Origin of the sequence: Sulfurimonas gotlandica GD1, assembly GCF_000242915.1 — a bacterium.
GTDB classification, from domain to species: domain Bacteria; phylum Campylobacterota; class Campylobacteria; order Campylobacterales; family Sulfurimonadaceae; genus Sulfurimonas; species Sulfurimonas gotlandica.
Genome location: NZ_AFRZ01000001.1, coordinates 1,256,749 through 1,272,169, shown reverse-complemented (window position 1 = coordinate 1,272,169; position 15,421 = coordinate 1,256,749). Strand labels below are relative to the sequence as shown.

At 31.8% G+C, this 15,421-nt stretch carries 14 protein-coding genes; 3 read left to right on the top strand and 11 right to left on the bottom strand.

All coding sequences use genetic code 11. The features are described 5' to 3' along the window. Positions 1-24 precede the first annotated feature (24 nt). From queF to dnaA, 5 genes are all read right to left on the bottom strand, one after another. Entirely contained in the window at positions 25-402 is a 378-nt protein-coding gene (gene queF, locus SMGD1_RS06280) for a preQ(1) synthase (RefSeq protein ID WP_008335519.1), read from the bottom strand. A gap of 15 nt (positions 403-417) precedes the next feature. Next, positions 418-1,827, bottom strand: coding sequence for an EAL domain-containing protein (locus tag SMGD1_RS06275; protein WP_241761449.1), 1,410 nt, complete (start codon positions 1,825-1,827; stop codon positions 418-420). A 27-nt stretch (positions 1,828-1,854) separates the two neighbouring features. Further along, positions 1,855-4,164 (bottom strand): DNA topoisomerase (ATP-hydrolyzing) subunit B, encoded by a 2,310-nt coding sequence (gene gyrB, locus SMGD1_RS06270; RefSeq protein ID WP_008336979.1) that lies wholly within the window; start codon positions 4,162-4,164, stop codon positions 1,855-1,857. 141 nt (positions 4,165-4,305) lie between these two features. After that, a complete protein-coding gene (gene dnaN / locus SMGD1_RS06265) occupies positions 4,306-5,373 on the bottom strand; it encodes a DNA polymerase III subunit beta (protein WP_008335002.1) in 1,068 nt (355 codons plus the stop codon). Positions 5,374-5,551: 178 nt separating this feature from the next. Then, entirely contained in the window at positions 5,552-6,859 is a 1,308-nt protein-coding gene (gene dnaA, locus SMGD1_RS06260) for a chromosomal replication initiator protein DnaA (protein WP_008336544.1), read from the bottom strand. A 168-nt stretch (positions 6,860-7,027) separates the two neighbouring features. Here dnaA and ruvC point away from each other — a divergent pair, with 168 nt between their 5' ends. The 3 genes from ruvC (at position 7,028) to ppnP (ending at position 8,940) form a co-directional block, all read left to right on the top strand. Then, a complete protein-coding gene (gene ruvC, locus SMGD1_RS06255) occupies positions 7,028-7,504 on the top strand; it encodes a crossover junction endodeoxyribonuclease RuvC (protein ID WP_008335394.1) in 477 nt (158 codons plus the stop codon). Positions 7,505-7,623: 119 nt separating this feature from the next. After that, the gene (locus SMGD1_RS06250) at positions 7,624-8,580 is read left to right on the top strand and encodes a DUF438 domain-containing protein (protein WP_008335270.1); all 957 of its coding nucleotides are present in this window, start codon (positions 7,624-7,626) and stop codon (positions 8,578-8,580) included. Positions 8,581-8,625: 45 nt separating this feature from the next. Beyond that, positions 8,626-8,940: a pyrimidine/purine nucleoside phosphorylase gene (gene ppnP / locus SMGD1_RS06245; protein ID WP_008336162.1), complete on the top strand. Its 315-nt coding sequence runs from the start codon at positions 8,626-8,628 to the stop codon at positions 8,938-8,940. Between the two features lie 30 nt (positions 8,941-8,970). Here ppnP and SMGD1_RS06240 read toward each other — a convergent pair whose 3' ends face one another. The 6 genes from SMGD1_RS06240 to SMGD1_RS06215 all read right to left on the bottom strand — a co-directional run bounded on the left by SMGD1_RS06240 (position 8,971) and on the right by SMGD1_RS06215 (position 15,325). After that, positions 8,971-10,251, bottom strand: a complete 1,281-nt coding sequence (locus tag SMGD1_RS06240; RefSeq protein ID WP_008336970.1) for a citrate synthase — start codon at positions 10,249-10,251, stop codon at positions 8,971-8,973. A gap of 35 nt (positions 10,252-10,286) precedes the next feature. Then, entirely contained in the window at positions 10,287-10,709 is a 423-nt protein-coding gene (gene trxC / locus SMGD1_RS06235; protein ID WP_008335909.1) for a thioredoxin TrxC, read from the bottom strand. A gap of 13 nt (positions 10,710-10,722) precedes the next feature. Then, positions 10,723-12,078 (bottom strand): trypsin-like peptidase domain-containing protein, encoded by a 1,356-nt coding sequence (locus SMGD1_RS06230; RefSeq protein ID WP_241761448.1) that lies wholly within the window; start codon positions 12,076-12,078, stop codon positions 10,723-10,725. Between the two features lie 83 nt (positions 12,079-12,161). After that, entirely contained in the window at positions 12,162-12,548 is a 387-nt protein-coding gene (gene fliW / locus SMGD1_RS06225; protein WP_008337031.1) for a flagellar assembly protein FliW, read from the bottom strand. 10 nt (positions 12,549-12,558) lie between these two features. Then, on the bottom strand, positions 12,559-12,924 hold the full coding sequence (locus tag SMGD1_RS06220; protein ID WP_008335559.1) for a hypothetical protein: 366 nt from the start codon (positions 12,922-12,924) through the stop codon (positions 12,559-12,561). Between the two features lie 34 nt (positions 12,925-12,958). Next, on the bottom strand, positions 12,959-15,325 hold the full coding sequence (locus SMGD1_RS06215; RefSeq protein WP_008336738.1) for a ribonucleoside-diphosphate reductase subunit alpha: 2,367 nt from the start codon (positions 15,323-15,325) through the stop codon (positions 12,959-12,961). Positions 15,326-15,421: the final 96 nt, after the last annotated feature.

Genomic DNA, 15,421 nt, shown 5'->3' with positions numbered 1-15,421 from the left:
AAGATGAAAGGAGGAACTACACTCCTATAATTTTGAGCTATCTATTTCGATAACTGTGTGAACATTTCCACGTGGGTTATAATCGGCAACTATCTTCATATATTTAGGTTTTATTTTATTTTCCAGTGTTTCATATATCTCATTTGCACTATTTTCATGTGATACATGCTTGTCTCTGAATGAATTGATATATAACTTCATTGCTTTTAGTTCAACTACCCACTCATCTGGCGTATACTCAAGATATATGGTAGCGTAGTCAGGATATCCACTTCTAGGACAAAGGCAAGAGAATTCCGGAAGAGTCATTTTTATAAGATAATTTCTCTTATGTTGATTTGGCCATATCTCTAAATCTTTTTCTATATCAAATTCATTAACTATTTTTTCACCGTATTTCATACTATTTTCCTTATCTTAGTTTTCATATTTTTTTTCAACAGGAGCCATAAAATTGCCCTGTATATAATCTATTTTTAGCTCTTTAGCTTCATCTTTAATTTCTTGTGAATCAACCATTCTTATCCATGTCTTAACACCTCTGTTGTGTGCCATAACATTAAAACCATCTATTGCACTATTATATTTTTCATCTTTTATTTCTTTTGTATAAGATGAGTCATACCTAACCATGTCTATGTCAAGGTCTCTTAGGTATAGAAAACTTGTATGAATCGCTCCTAGCCTATCTATAGCAATAATAACACCCATATCTCGTAATACTTTTAGAGTAGAATTATACTTACTTACTTGTGAGTAATAGTGTGATTCACTAAGTAAAAATATAAGTCTATTTTTTATCTCACTATTAGCATTTAAAAGTTCTTTTGCCCTAAACATAAAACTTGGATTTCTAAGTGAACTTGGAGAGATATTCATAGCAAATATCTCCTTTGAATCTGAGCAGCACTTAGCTATATTTTGTTCTAGTATCATTAAATCAAAATCAACCATTAACCCTAGTTTGTCTAAAACCTTCATATATGTTTTTTGATGAATTATTTCAGAATTTGGTGTTTTTAATTTTACAAAACATTCTTTAATAACACATACTTCATCTTCAAAAACATCTTGTGTCATTACAATAAAAGATCTGTTTTTAATTGCGCTTATAACAAAAGATTCTTGTTTTTGAGGGCTAATTTCTTGAGTATTTTGAAAAAGTAATTTTTGATTTCTATTTCTTTCTTGAATCTCAAAAAGATTTTCCACTAAATAATCAAGTTCATCAGAAAACGTTTTATCAGTAATAGCTCCGCTAATTTTAACTTCTATATCATCTACAGTAAACTCATCACTTTTAAGGCACATTAATTCTAATATAGTTGAATATTCATTTTTTGAACCCCTAAGTCCAATTACAAAATCTCCACCCTTTATGTGACCCATCGGAAAGTTAGTTATCTCTTTACTTTTAAGATATTCACTTGTCCATAAAACAACTTGTTTTAGAACTTTGTCCCCATTTTTAATACCATAACGACTATTTATGTCGCTTAAGTTATCAATGCTGATTAGAAGCAGTGTATATTCATTATTAGCTTTTAGTTCTTTTTTTAAATATTTATATAGATATTCTCTAGTAAATGTTTTTGTTACAGATTCTGTAATTCTTATATCAAAACTTTTATATATTATATAAAAGATAAAATAAATACTAAAAGCTAAAAGCAGAATAACTTCTATATAAAATGATGAATCTAAATTTTTATAACTTGTAATTAATCTATGAGAGACTAAGATAAGGACCATTGCAAAGATGGGAAGTCCCATCCTTAACGCTAATCTGAATCGGTACTCTCTCTCTTTTGTTTGTGGAAGTAGCATTATAAAGTACCGACCTGATTTTAGATGTTAAACATCTAAGTGTTTAACATCTTTAGCGTGTGTTTCTATGTAGTTACGACGAGGTTCAACTTCATCACCCATAAATAGAGTAAATGCGTCAGATGCAACTTCTGCATCTTCTATTTGTACTTGAAGTAAAACACGATTTTCTGGTGTCATTGTTGTTTCCCAAAGCTGATCAGGGTTCATCTCACCAAGACCTTTATAGCGTTGTATATATGCACCTTTTTTAGCGTACTCGTTAATATTTTCAAGAACTACTAATATATCCTCATCAAAGTTTATATTCCATTCTTGTATCTTTTTGAAAACAAAACTTGCTTCATTAAAGTGTGGTGCAGAAAATAAATCATCATTTATAAGTAACTCTTCCATTCCATCTTTTGTTTGAACAAAAATGTGAATATATTCATCAGTAATACTCTTAGTTAAAATATTATTTCCATTATCAACTAAAAATTTCTCAACTTTTTCATACATTGATTTTATATCTAAACCTATTAAGTCTGGATTTTCTATAAAGTGACGAATCAAATCAACTAATGCATATCGTCTCTCTAGTGCAACTAGTGAACCTCTATAATGATCTACCATTCTAAAGTATGAAACTAAGTCATTATCACCAATTCCTTCAACATCTAGAGACTCAATACCATTTTCAATTAGGTAATCATTCATTGCTCTGTCATCTTTGAAATAAATCTCTTTTTTACCTTTTTTATAACGATAAAGAGGTGGTTGAGCTAAGTATAAATATCCATTTTCAATCACACTTCTAAAATGTCTAAAGAAAAATGTTAATAAAAGAGTTTGAATGTGAGATCCATCAACATCCGCATCCGTCATAATTATAAGTTTATGATAACGAAGCTTTTCCTCATTATATTCTTCACCAATTCCACAACCCATTGCTGTAATCATGTTTGTAATTTCTTCAGATTTTAAAATCTTATCCAATCTTGCTTTTTCAACATTAAGAATCTTACCTTTAAGTGGTAAAATTGCTTGAAAAACACGATCACGACCCATTTTAGCTGAACCTCCAGCAGAATCCCCTTCCACCAGATATAGTTCGCAAATGCTAGCATCTTTACTTTGACAATCAGCCAGTTTACCAGGAAGGGTTCCAACACTCATAGAATCTTTTCTACGAGTAAGTTCTCTTGCTTTTTTTGCAGCTTCACGTCCACGTGCAGCCATTAGTGACTTTGATACTATAGCTTTTGCTTCTATAGGATTTTCTTCAAAATATTTTGAAAGAAGTTCATAAGTCTGTTTTTGTACTAACGGTCTTACATAAGTATTTCCAAGTTTACCTTTTGTTTGACCTTCAAACTGTGGTTCTGGAACACGAGCAGAAACAATTGCAATAAGACCTTCACTTGCATCTTCACCAGAAATTTTCGTATCTTTTTCTTTTGCTGCACCATTTTGAGCATTATAATTTGATATAACACGAGTAAGACCAGCTCTAAAACCTGCCTCATGTGTACCACCATTTGGTGTGCGGATATTATTTACAAACGATGCAAGTTTTTCTTCATAAGATTCATTATACATAAGTGCTATATCAAACTCTATATCTTCTACTTTAGCAGTAAATGAATAAACTTGAGCAATTACAGCTTTTTTATTCATATCTGCAACGTACTGAGCTATACCACCCTCAAAGTGATATTCTTCTTTTTTATCTGTACGTTCATCTTTAAATATAATTGTAATAAATGGATTTAAATATGCTAATTCTTTAAATCTTTTTGATAAATATTCATATTCAAAAGTTACAGTATCAGTAAATATACTAGGATCTGCGGAAAATTCAATAGTTGTTCCAGTTTTTCTAGTTTTTCCTGTAACAGCCAAAATTTCTTGAGGAATACCTTTTTTGAAATTTTGTTCGAATATTTCTCCCTCTCTGTAAATAGTCATTTTAAGATCAGATGACAAAGCATTTACAACTGAAACACCAACACCATGAAGACCACCGGAAACTTTATAAGTGTCTTTATCAAATTTTCCACCAGCATGAAGTACAGTTAAAACAACTGTTGCTGCACTCATTCCTTCAGTTGGATGCATATCTGTTGGAATACCACGACCATTATCGCTTACTCTACAAGTATTTTCTTTAGTAAGAGTTATATTTATTGTGTCACAATGACCTGCCATTGCCTCATCAATTGAATTATCAATAACTTCATAAACTAAATGATGTAGACCTCTATGACCTGTGTCACCAATATACATACCAGGTCTTTTACGAACAGCCTCTAACCCTTTAAGGACTTTAATATTACTAGCACCGTAATTTTCCATTAACATCTCCATATAGCCATTTTGGCATAATTGAGGATATTTTATCTAATGTTTACTAAAATAAAGTTTTATGGTAAATTTTTATAAAAAAGTAGGTTAATACTTCACTTTTTGTGAAGTATTTTTTATATCCAAGAAGAGTTAAATTACAATAGGCATAACTACTGTTTTAAAGTTATCATCAACTAAAAGAAAAGGTAGATTACCTTCATTTAATCCTATGCTAAATTCAGAAGAGTTTATACTGTTTAAAAAGTCTAAAAGATATTTTGAATTTATTGCTATTACAAAAGGTTCTTCAAAACCTGTGTTATAACTTATCTCTGTTTTTGCTTCAATATTATCATCACTTAGAGATTCAAATGTTATATAATTATTTAAAAAAGTTATTTTTACATCTGATGATATAGTAGTAATTTGTTTTATAGAATCAATCATTATTGCTTTTGGTAAAATTAATGTATTTGAAACTTCCTTAGGAACTATTCTAGAATATTCAGGAAATTTTCCATTTATTAGTTTTGTAAAAAATGTATATTGATCTGAATGAATTATTAAATTTGTATCATCATAATAAAGTTCTATATTATCAAAAAAAAGTTTTTGAATTTCAATAATAGCTTTTTTAGGAAGTATAATTGATAATTCACTAACACTTTGATTTGGAATATTAACAATTGCTAATCTTCTTGTATCTGTAGATGCAAAATTTATACTATCTTGCTTAATATCTATTAGAGCACCATTTAATTCAAACTTTGGATTGTTAGTGTCAATTGCAGGTGTAATTTTTTTAAGTGATTCAATTAGAGAGTGAGATTCAATTGAAATACGAGATTTCCCTTCATAGCTTGGAAACTCTGGAAACTCATTATAAGAAAAGGTAGGTAGTTTAAAGTTAGAATGTGATTGAGAGATATGTAACATATCATTTTTTATTTCTAGATTTATTTCACCATCTTTTAAAATTCTAATAATATCTAATAGTTTTTTACCATTTGCAGTAATACTACCAGTAGAAATAATACTAACCTTGTCAGTAGATACTTCAAAACCTATTTCATAATCAGTAGCTTTTACAGTTAGTTTAGAATCATTCACATTGATATAAACATGAGAAGTTATTTGTGAAGTATCTTTTTTTTCTAAAAAAGGTTGAGCATAAACTAATATGTTTTCTATGATTGATTTAGAAACAATTATTTTCATATAAATTCCTATAATTATATAATATTTTAGTATGTAGTAGTAGGAGGGTGTGATTATGTGAATATCACTCATTCCTTCCTATTTTAAGAGTCTTTTGGATGTGATGAACCAAATCAACTCTTTTCACATCTATTCACTTTTAAGATTATATCTTTTTTTTTAATTAAATGTGTCACTTTTAAGAGACTGAAGTTATTTTATTAGTTAATTCTTCAATTTTAACTTTAAAATCTTCATCATTTTTCATTAGTTCATTTATTTTTTTAAGTGTATGACTAATGGCAGTGTGGTCTTTCATTCCAAAATATTGAGCCAGTTGAGGCATAGTATTTTGAGTTAGTTCACGACATAGATAGATAGAAATTCTTCTAGCATAAACAAGATTTTTACTTCTGCCTTTTGAACGGATTTCTGTTGGTTTGATGTTTAAATCTTTGGCAACATTATTAGTAATTACATCTAGAGTAAGATTAGCACGATTTTCTTGTAGTTGATCTTTTAAAACATTTTTTGTAAAAGCTAAATCTATATCAATATGCATTAGTTGTGAATAAGCATGAAGCTTAGAAAGAATACCTTCTATTTCTCTAACATTACTCTCTATGACAGTAGCAATGTAATTAATAATGTCGTTGGATAGTTTTACTTTATTTATTTCACATTTTTTCTTGATAATAGCTATTTTAGTTTCAAGTTCAGGTGGTTGTATATCTGCTACTAATCCCCATTCAAACCTACTTTGTAATCTTTTCTCTAAACCGCCTATTTTTTTTGGGTGCTTATCAGCAGTTAATATAATTTGTTTTCCAGAACCTTTTAGAGCTTCAAATGTATGGAAAAATTCTTCTTGAATACCCTCTTTATTACTCAGAAATTGTATATCATCTATAAGTAACACATCACATTTACGATATTTTTCTTGAAATGAAGGCATAGTTTTATTTCTTACATGACGAATAAAATCATTTAAAAACTGCTCAACTGATGTATAAATAACACTTTTACCCTGATTTTGGAAAACATTTCCGGCAGATTGCATAAGGTGAGTTTTTCCTAAACCAACACCACCATATATAAAAAGAGGATTATAAACTTCCCCAGGAGATTCACTTACACTCTTTACTGCGGCATATGCAAACTGGTTAGATCCACCAACCATAAAGTTATCAAAAGTATGAGATGGATTTAGTAGAGAGTGTTGAAGTTTTTGTTCAGTTTTTTGTAGTTTTATTCTTTTATCTGTTGAGTTTTTTAGTGTTATTTTAACACTTACTTTAGAACCACTTTTAACTTCAAAAAGATGTGCTATCTTTTCACTATATTTACTCTTTATCCAGTTATTAACAAGAGCATTAGGTGCATAAAAAATTGCTAAGTCACTTGTAGACTTTTTAGCATCGTATATAAGTTGCTTAATATATCTATTGTATTGTACTTCTGTTATCTCTTCTTTTAATAGTTCTAAAACTTCTTGACCTATATTCACATAAAACCCTATTTAATTATTTATATGTGAATATTAGCACTAATATCCATAATATACGGTTAAAATAATGTGAATAACTAAAAAATTTAATAGTGAATAACTCTTAAAATAGTAAATTTAAATGCTTTTGTATATAATATTAAAAAATTTATAGTTGGTATAAAGATAATGATAATATTAGGAATAGATCCGGGAACTAGAAATATGGGATATGCACTTATTTCTTTAGAAAAAGGAAAAATTTCTCTTATTGAAGCAGGTCTTATAAAGATGAAAGCTGAAGAACTACAGTTTCAAATTCCTCAAATGGCAGAAGGCATAGATACAATATTTAAAAGGCACAATATAGATGAAGTTGCAATGGAAGATATATTTTATGCACATAATCCTGCAACAACTATTAAACTAGCTCAATTTCGTGGCGCTATAATGCTAAAACTTTTAGAAGTTCATGGAAAGTTTTATGAATACACGGCACTTCAGGTAAAAAAAGCTCTTACAGGTAAGGCAAAGGCAGGTAAAGAACAAGTGGCATATATGGTAAAAATACTTTTAAATATAAAAAAAGAGATTAAACCGCTTGATATTTCAGATGCTATGGCAGTTGCTATTACACACTCACAAAGAGTTACTATCCGCAAATAGTTATCTTACACAAATCTTTACATTACTCTTGCGATATATCAAAAAATAAAAAAAGTAAAGAGAGTATACTTTCGCATTATTATAAGCAATAATATATGTTGCTTAGTCAAGGAAAAAATATGAATAATTTACCAGAAGGTCATCCGGTAAGAGTATACCTAGAAGAAAATCAACTTATTCGCGGTTTGATGGCAAGTATTAATAGTATCAATATAGTAGAAAATAATGAAGAGTTTAAAGAAAAATTTGCAAGACTTTGTTTAGTAGAAAAACACTTTGCAAGAAAAGAAAATCAACTTTTCCCATACCTAGAGCAGTATGGATGGACATCACCTTCACAAAATATGTGGGCTTTTCACGATGATATCCGTGCTATTGTTAAACAGGCTAGAAACCTTGCAGAGACAAGTGAAACACAATCATTAATGATGGTTTTACAAAATCTTTTTCATAATTTAGAACATATTATGCAAGTTGAAGAGGGAAGATTACTTCCAAGAGCTTTAGAAATGCTTCAAGAAGACGACTGGAAAGAGATGCGTGATGGTGATGAAGAGATAGGTTGGATGTTTGATGAAGCTCCTGCAGCTTATCCTGCACATGTAAAAGATGAATATATTCACCCTTCACAAGATACTAAGAAAAGAAAACTTCCTTTTTCACTAGAAGGTAGAATAGATTTAGAACAAGGTCACATGCTGCCAGAGCAGATTAACTGGTTACTAAAGTTTATGCCTGTTGATATTACTTATGTTGATGAAAATGATATTGTTATTTTTTACAACCGTGGTGACAACAGAGTATTTCCAAGAAGCGCTGGAATTATAGGTCGTGAAGTTAAATTTTGTCACCCGCCAAAATCTGTTGATCAGGTATTGATGATTCTTCGTGAGTTTAAAGCAGGCAGAAGAGATGAGGCAGAGTTCTGGATTACTTTTAAAGGTCAGTTTATTCACATTCGTTATTTTGCAATCAGAGATGATGAGGGAACTTATAAAGGTGTTATAGAAGTTAGTCAAGATGTTACTCATATTAGAGGGCTTGAAGGTCAGCAAAGATTACTTGATTGGGAATAAATTTAGTTATAATTCAAAAAAACTAGACAAAATTAAGGATTTAATATGTCAAAACTTGAAAATGTTAGTGTTGTAAAAGCAGCAAATATTTATTATGATGGAAATGTAACTAGCCGTACAGTTGAGTTAGCAGATGGTTCAATTGTATCTTTAGGGATTATGTTACCAGGAAATTATACATTTGGAACTAACGAAGCTGAGATTATGGAGATGCAAAGTGGTGATTTAGAAATCAAATTGCCAGGTGAAGAGTGGAAAACTCTTAATACACCAGAGACTTTTAACGTTCCTGCAAACTCTTCTTTTGATTTAAAAATCAAAACAGTTACTGATTACTGCTGCTCATACATTAAGGACTAAAGAACAACTTAGAAAAAACAATCCAGAGTATTAATACTCTGGAGTTCTATCTTCTGGTCCAATATATAGTTGACGCGGACGTGCAATCTTTATACTATCCTCTTCTTTTAACTCAATCCACTGAGAAATCCAGCCAGGTGTTCTACCTATAACAAATATAACAGCAAACATATCTTTAGGAATTTTTAGAGCTTGAAGAATCAAACCAGAATAGAAGTCAATATTAGGGTATAAGCTTCTACTAATAAAATAATCATCGCTAAGCGCTATTTGCTCTATCTTGTTTGCAACAGCTATAAGTTCACTGTTTATACCAAGTTCTTCAATCAGTTCATTTCTAATAGCTTTTAGTATTTTAGCGCGAGGGTCAAAGTTTTTATATACGCGGTGACCAAATCCCATCAGTTTAAATGGATCGTCTTTATCTTTTGCACGAGCAATAAACTCATCTACTCTATCAACTGTACCTATCATCTCTAGTTGACGAATAACAGATTCGTTAGCACCACCATGAGCACGACCCCACAGAGCACCAATACCTGCACTGATAGCAGCATAAGGGTGAGCATGTGTAGAGCCAAGATTACGAACAGAAGTTGTTGAAGCGTTTTGTTCATGATCTGCATGTAGAGTAAAAATTGTGTCCAATGCTTTTATTTCAATAGGGCGCAGATCAACATAGTTGTGAGGATAAGCTCTCATCATATATAGAAAGTTTTCTGTAAAACTTTTTTCTATATCTGGGTAAATTATTGGTAATCCATTTGAGTATCTATATGAAAAAGCTGCAAGTGTAGGCATCTTAGCAACGATGCGGTGAGCCATTTCCATATATTCCTGTGGAGTATCAATGTCTAGATGGTCAAAATAAAATGTTGATAAAGCAGATACTCCTGCTGAGAGAATAGCCATAGGATGTGCTTTGTCTGGGAAAGAGTCAAAAAGTTTTTTCATTCCTTCGTGTATGAATGATCGTTTTCTTATCTCATCTGTAAAATCAATTAGTTCCTTTTCTGTAGGAAGTTCTTTATGCAGCAAGAGATAAGTTGCATCTAAAAAAGTTTTTTCATTTGCAAGGTATGATATATCATACCCTCTATACATCAGTTGACCTTTGTCTCCATCAATATAAGTAATTTTAGAACGACAAGATGCAGTTGATGTATATCCCCTGTCGAAGGTAAACATCCCTGTATCTTTGTAAAAAGTTGATATATCAACAACAGATGGTCCCACAGTACCGTCTAAAATAGGAAGTTCGTATGTTTTTCCGTTTCTATTATCTGTTAGCGTCATAGTATTTTTACTCATAATAATCCTTTATAGTTTTATTGTGAAATATTATATCATATAAATTGTGAAGTCAAATTATTAAGATTAACTTCATCTAAAGCACCGGAAATTCTATGAACTTCTTTGCCATTTTTAAATACAATAATTGTTGGTATGCTTCTGATGCCAAACCTGGCTCCGAGGTTTTGTTCATTCTCTGTATTCACTTTTGTATAGAGTGCTTTTAGCGGAAATTTTGCAGCACTCTTTTCAAAGTTTGGTCCCATCATTTTACAAGGTCCACACCAAGGTGCCCAAAAATCTATAATAACAGGGATATCACTATTTACTATAACTTCATCGAAGTTAGTGTCTGTTAGTTCTATCGGTTTTGTCTCAAGAAGAGAATTTTTACACTTTCCGCAGTTAGCCTTTTTATAAGACTCTAAAAGTGGAATGTTATTAACGCTTTTACAATGTGGACAAACTACGCGCATTTGTGCTCCTTAATTATAGTACTATGGCAAAAATATTGCCTCTTCTAAATATATATACTCTTTTTTTCTGCTGAGTTGATGTAGTTAATTTGAAATCGTCTATACTATTTATTTCAGTATCTTCTATTTGTACTACAATATCATCTTTCATGATTCCAGAAGTATGTGCTTCACTGTTTATCTCTACGTCATCAACTAAAACACCTCCACCAATGTTAGCATTGATCCTTAGTAGTCTTTGTAGTTCTGCTGGAAGAGCTGTTATATTCATACCTTTATAACTAAGCGTTCCAGATGCTACTTGATTGTCCAATGAACCAAGTTTTACGTTTACTATATCTACTTTTTTATCTCTTAAAAATTTTATATTTACGACTCTTGATGGTTGAAATGAGCCTACTATATTTTTAAGCCCACTTGCACTCTCTACCTCTTTCCCGTTTATAGAGATAATTAAATCACCTCTTTTTAAACCTGCTTTAGCTGCCGGAGAGTTATCCTCAATACTAATTATGAGTCCACCATAGTTATTGTCGTAAAAACTGCTCATATCCTCATTCACATCTGATATACCTACGCCTAAATAAGCACGGGTGTATTTTCCCTTATCAATTAATTGAGTGGCTATTGATGTAACCATATTTGACGGAATCGCTAAACCTATCCCTACATTTCCACCAGTTCTTGAGATTATAGCTGAGTTTATTCCAATTAAGTGTCCAGCTGAGTTAATAAGAGCACCACCTGAATTACCTGGATTTATAGATGCATCCGTTTGTATGAAGTCTTCATATTCAACAATACCGATGCCGCTTCTACCAGTAGCAGAGACTATGCCCTGGGTAATAGTCTCACCAACACCAAATGGATTTCCAAGGGCAAACACAACGTCACCGACTTTTACTTTATCTGAGTTTAAAAATGTAACAGCATTTAAATCTTTGCCTTCAATTTTGATTATTGCAACATCACTTTTTGCATCTGTACCGATTAGTTTTGCTTTATACTCTTTTTTGTCACCGGCTATACTTACTTTTATTTCATCAGCTCCGGCAACAACATGATTGTTAGTAACGATGTAACCATTTTTGGAAATTATTACACCACTTCCTGATGTGCCTTGAGGCATTCTTTCTTGTCTGTCGTTAAATGGGTTACCATACGCTCTGCCACTTGTTATTGTTTTTCTGGTTGATATATTTACAACGCTTGTTCTAACATTTTCCAGAACATTGTTATATGATAGAATAAAGTTTTGAGCTGTAGGATTTTTTCGCTGAGTGTTTTCATCAGCATAATTGAATTCTACACTATCTTTGGCATAAGCAAAAGTTAGTGCAAATAAACATATTAAGATTGTTTTTTTCATTTTTTCCTCCATGTGATAACCAAAGTTTATAACTTATTGGTTTACGAAGGGCTAACGAAGAATAAATAAAGAGTTGACGAGAGTTATTCTTTAAAAGATTTAATACTCTCTGTCATTCCAAAGTCTGGATGCCTTTTAGCATCTAAAACAGCTTGAGCTATTTTATTGTTATCGTTATTTACAACGATTGGAGCTAGAAAGTTGATAGTAGAGTTTTCAAGAGGTTTTTGAATAACAACAACGTTATAAACGCTAACGTTAGATTTTTCATTGATACCTAAAATTACTTTTATATCAGATGGTAAGTCAAATGAGTATTCTCTAAGTGCATAGGGATTAATAATTGTAAAAACTATATCTTCATTATCTGTATCTTTGATTGTTGAAAAGAGTTCATCAATTTCACTTATCTCTACTTTTAGAGTATCTTCAAAACCTAAAATACTTCCCTTAACGTCATACTTTTGCATCTGTTTCTCCTTAGAATTGGCCTTCTTCATATTTGATAGAAGAAGATATTATGTAACTTGTAGCATTTTTTATGCCAGATAAATTATGATAATCGCCTATTGCAAAAGCAAAGTAGTTGTCTTCATTTATTAGGCTTATTCCTTCACTCATATCAACGAGATTTAATTTTGAATTATCAAGTAGTCTAGCATCAGATACAGCGGAAAATTCAAAGTTTAGAGTTAACCAATCAAAACCTCTTGCACTGTCTTGACAAGCTATAATTACTTGGATAATAGTTGCAGATATAACTTCAACCGAGCGAATCTCAGCATCTACAAAGTTACCAAATCTTGAAGTAAAATTTGGCAGGTCTTTTGCAAGTAACGGTTTCACATCCAGTTCCTTTTGATGGAACCGAACACACGTTCTATTGACAACCTACACATTCCATACTTCTATCTTCAACATCGTTAGCAACCTCTGGAGATTGTGAACGTAGATAGTAAGTAGATTTAAGACCCAGTTTCCAAGCAAGCATATATATCTCATTTAAGTATCTACCACTTGCTTTGTCTAGTGTAATAAATATATTTAGACTCTGCCCTTGATCTAGCCATTTTTGTCTAATTGCTGCAGCTTTAATTAGCAGAGTTTGATTTAACTCATAAGCAGGAGTGTAGTAAGCCCAAGTTTCAGGAGAGAGGTTTGGAACAACCACAGGTATAAGACCACTGAGATTCTCTTCAAACCATTTTCTTTTAAATACTGGCTCGATAGCTTGAGTAGTACCAGTTAAAATAGATATAGAACTTGTAGGTGCAATAGCCATTAAGTAACCATTTCTCATTCCCTGTTTTTTAACCTTAGCTCTTAAATCATCCCACTCATATGTAGATGCAAAGAGTCCACCACGATCAACAAGATTTCTAACTTCAGCATTTGCATGGTCCATAGGCATAACACCCTTGCTCCATTGTGAGCCTTCAAAATCTGGATAAATTCCTTTTTCTAATGCTAAATCAGAAGATGCAGAGATAGTATTAAAACTAACAGCTTCCATAATTTCATCTATCTTATCAAAGTGTTCTTGGCTTCCCCATGTTATGCTTTGCTCAGCTAACATCTCTGCCTCACCCATAACACCAAGACCGATAGAACGACTTTTCATGTTAGTACGTTTTACTTTTTCAATTGGATAGAAGTTCAAATCTATAACGTTATCTAAACAACGAACAGCGATTGGTACGATTCTATCTATATCTTCTTTAGTATTTACGCGAGAAAGATTAACAGATGCTAAGTTACAAACAGCAGTATCACCGTTTATTTTTTCTTTTTCAACTACGTAGATAGGAAGTCCACCAAGAGAGTCAAGTGCAGTAACTTTCTTTGCTGGTTTTTCCATACCGCTATCTACTTTTACAATTTCATCTTCTTCATAAGAGATGCTTTCTCCATTTTCAAAAATGAACTTTATCTTGTAGTGGTTAGGGTTAGTGTTTTGGAAAATCTCAGTACAAAGGTTTGAGCTTCTAATAACACCAACATGGTTGTTTGGATTTGCACGGTTTGCATTATCTTTAAAACAAAGGAATGGTGAACCAGTTTCAAAGTAAGATGTTAATATCTTTTTCCAAAGGTTTTTAGCTTTTACTTTCTCTTTTACAATACTCTCATCTTCTTCTAACTCTTTATAACGTTTGTTAAATTCTTCACCATAAAGTGTAGCTAGCTCTTTAGTATCATAAGGGTCAAAAAGAGTCCAAATAGCATCTTCTTGAACTCTTTGCATAAACAAATCATTCAGCCACATCGCAGGAAACAGATCATGAGCACGACGACGCTCTTCACCAGAGTTTTTCTTTAAATCTAAAAAGTCGTTTATATCTATGTGCCATGGTTCCATATAAACAGCGATAGCACCTTTTCTAGTTCCTAGCTGATCAACTGCAATTGCTATGTCATTCGTTATCTTTAAAAACGGAACAGTTCCTCCTGCTGCATTTTTATGTCCATCAATATATGAGCCCATAGAACGAATACCAGTCCAATCCCAACCGATGCCTCCACCAAACTTGGAAAGCATAGCCATCTCAGCGTATGAGTCAAAGATTCCTTCAATATTGTCAGGAGTAGAGCCGATGTAACACGATGAAAGTTGGTGTCTAGTTGTTCTAGCATTTGAAAGAGTTGGTGTTGCAAGCATAACTTGAAATTGAGACACCATATCATAGAACTTTATAGCCCACTCATGCTTCTCTTCTTCTCTTTGAGCCAAGAACATTGCTATAGCCATAAACATGTGCTGAGGAAGCTCTATAGGATTATTTGCTCTATCTTTGATTAGATATCTATCGTAGAGCGTTTTTACACCTAGATAGTTAAATAACATATCTCTCTCAGGCTTGATATGTTTTTCAAGTCTATCTAAGTCATACATATCTGCAAGGCCCTGAAGAAGTCTGCCTTCTTTCTCGCCTTTTTCAAAGTATTTTTTTAGAGAACCATAACCAGTAAAGCCATTAACTTGATGATAAAGATTAAACATAAAGAGTCTAGATGCAACAAATGTCCAGTTAGGAGCATCTATATCTATCTTATCAACAGCGGTTTTAATTAAAGTTTTTTGTATCTCGGCAGATGTAATACCATCGCGAAAGTGAATCTGTGCATCTACTTCGAGTTCACTTTGAGATACATTGCTTAAGTCTTTAACTGCAGCAGAAGTATATTTTTGAATCTTAGTAATGTCCAGTGGCTCTGTTCTGCCATTTCTTTTTATAATTGTTATCATTAATGTTTTCCTGAAGTCTGTCTTTTTAATCATTTAGGTAATTATTAGTAAAATAATTAGATAAAAAATCATTTAAACTGTCTAGGATTTTATCTA

What these genes read in the sequence shown, in the direction of transcription:
- queF (WP_008335519.1), bottom strand. Translation starts at nt 402, where the DNA reads ATGAAATACGGTGAAAAAATAGTTAATGAATTTGATATAGAAAAAGAT.
- SMGD1_RS06275 (WP_241761449.1), bottom strand. Translation starts at nt 1,827, where the DNA reads ATGCTACTTCCACAAACAAAAGAGAGAGAGTACCGATTCAGATTAGCG.
- gyrB (WP_008336979.1), bottom strand. Translation starts at nt 4,164, where the DNA reads ATGGAAAATTACGGTGCTAGTAATATTAAAGTCCTTAAAGGGTTAGAG.
- dnaN (WP_008335002.1), bottom strand. Translation starts at nt 5,373, where the DNA reads ATGAAAATAATTGTTTCTAAATCAATCATAGAAAACATATTAGTTTAT.
- ruvC (WP_008335394.1), top strand. Translation starts at nt 7,028, where the DNA reads ATGATAATATTAGGAATAGATCCGGGAACTAGAAATATGGGATATGCA.
- SMGD1_RS06250 (WP_008335270.1), top strand. Translation starts at nt 7,624, where the DNA reads ATGAATAATTTACCAGAAGGTCATCCGGTAAGAGTATACCTAGAAGAA.
- ppnP (WP_008336162.1), top strand. Translation starts at nt 8,626, where the DNA reads ATGTCAAAACTTGAAAATGTTAGTGTTGTAAAAGCAGCAAATATTTAT.
- SMGD1_RS06240 (WP_008336970.1), bottom strand. Translation starts at nt 10,251, where the DNA reads ATGAGTAAAAATACTATGACGCTAACAGATAATAGAAACGGAAAAACA.
- trxC (WP_008335909.1), bottom strand. Translation starts at nt 10,709, where the DNA reads ATGCGCGTAGTTTGTCCACATTGTAAAAGCGTTAATAACATTCCACTT.
- SMGD1_RS06230 (WP_241761448.1), bottom strand. Translation starts at nt 12,078, where the DNA reads ATGAAAAAAACAATCTTAATATGTTTATTTGCACTAACTTTTGCTTAT.
- fliW (WP_008337031.1), bottom strand. Translation starts at nt 12,548, where the DNA reads ATGCAAAAGTATGACGTTAAGGGAAGTATTTTAGGTTTTGAAGATACT.
- SMGD1_RS06215 (WP_008336738.1), bottom strand. Translation starts at nt 15,325, where the DNA reads ATGATAACAATTATAAAAAGAAATGGCAGAACAGAGCCACTGGACATT.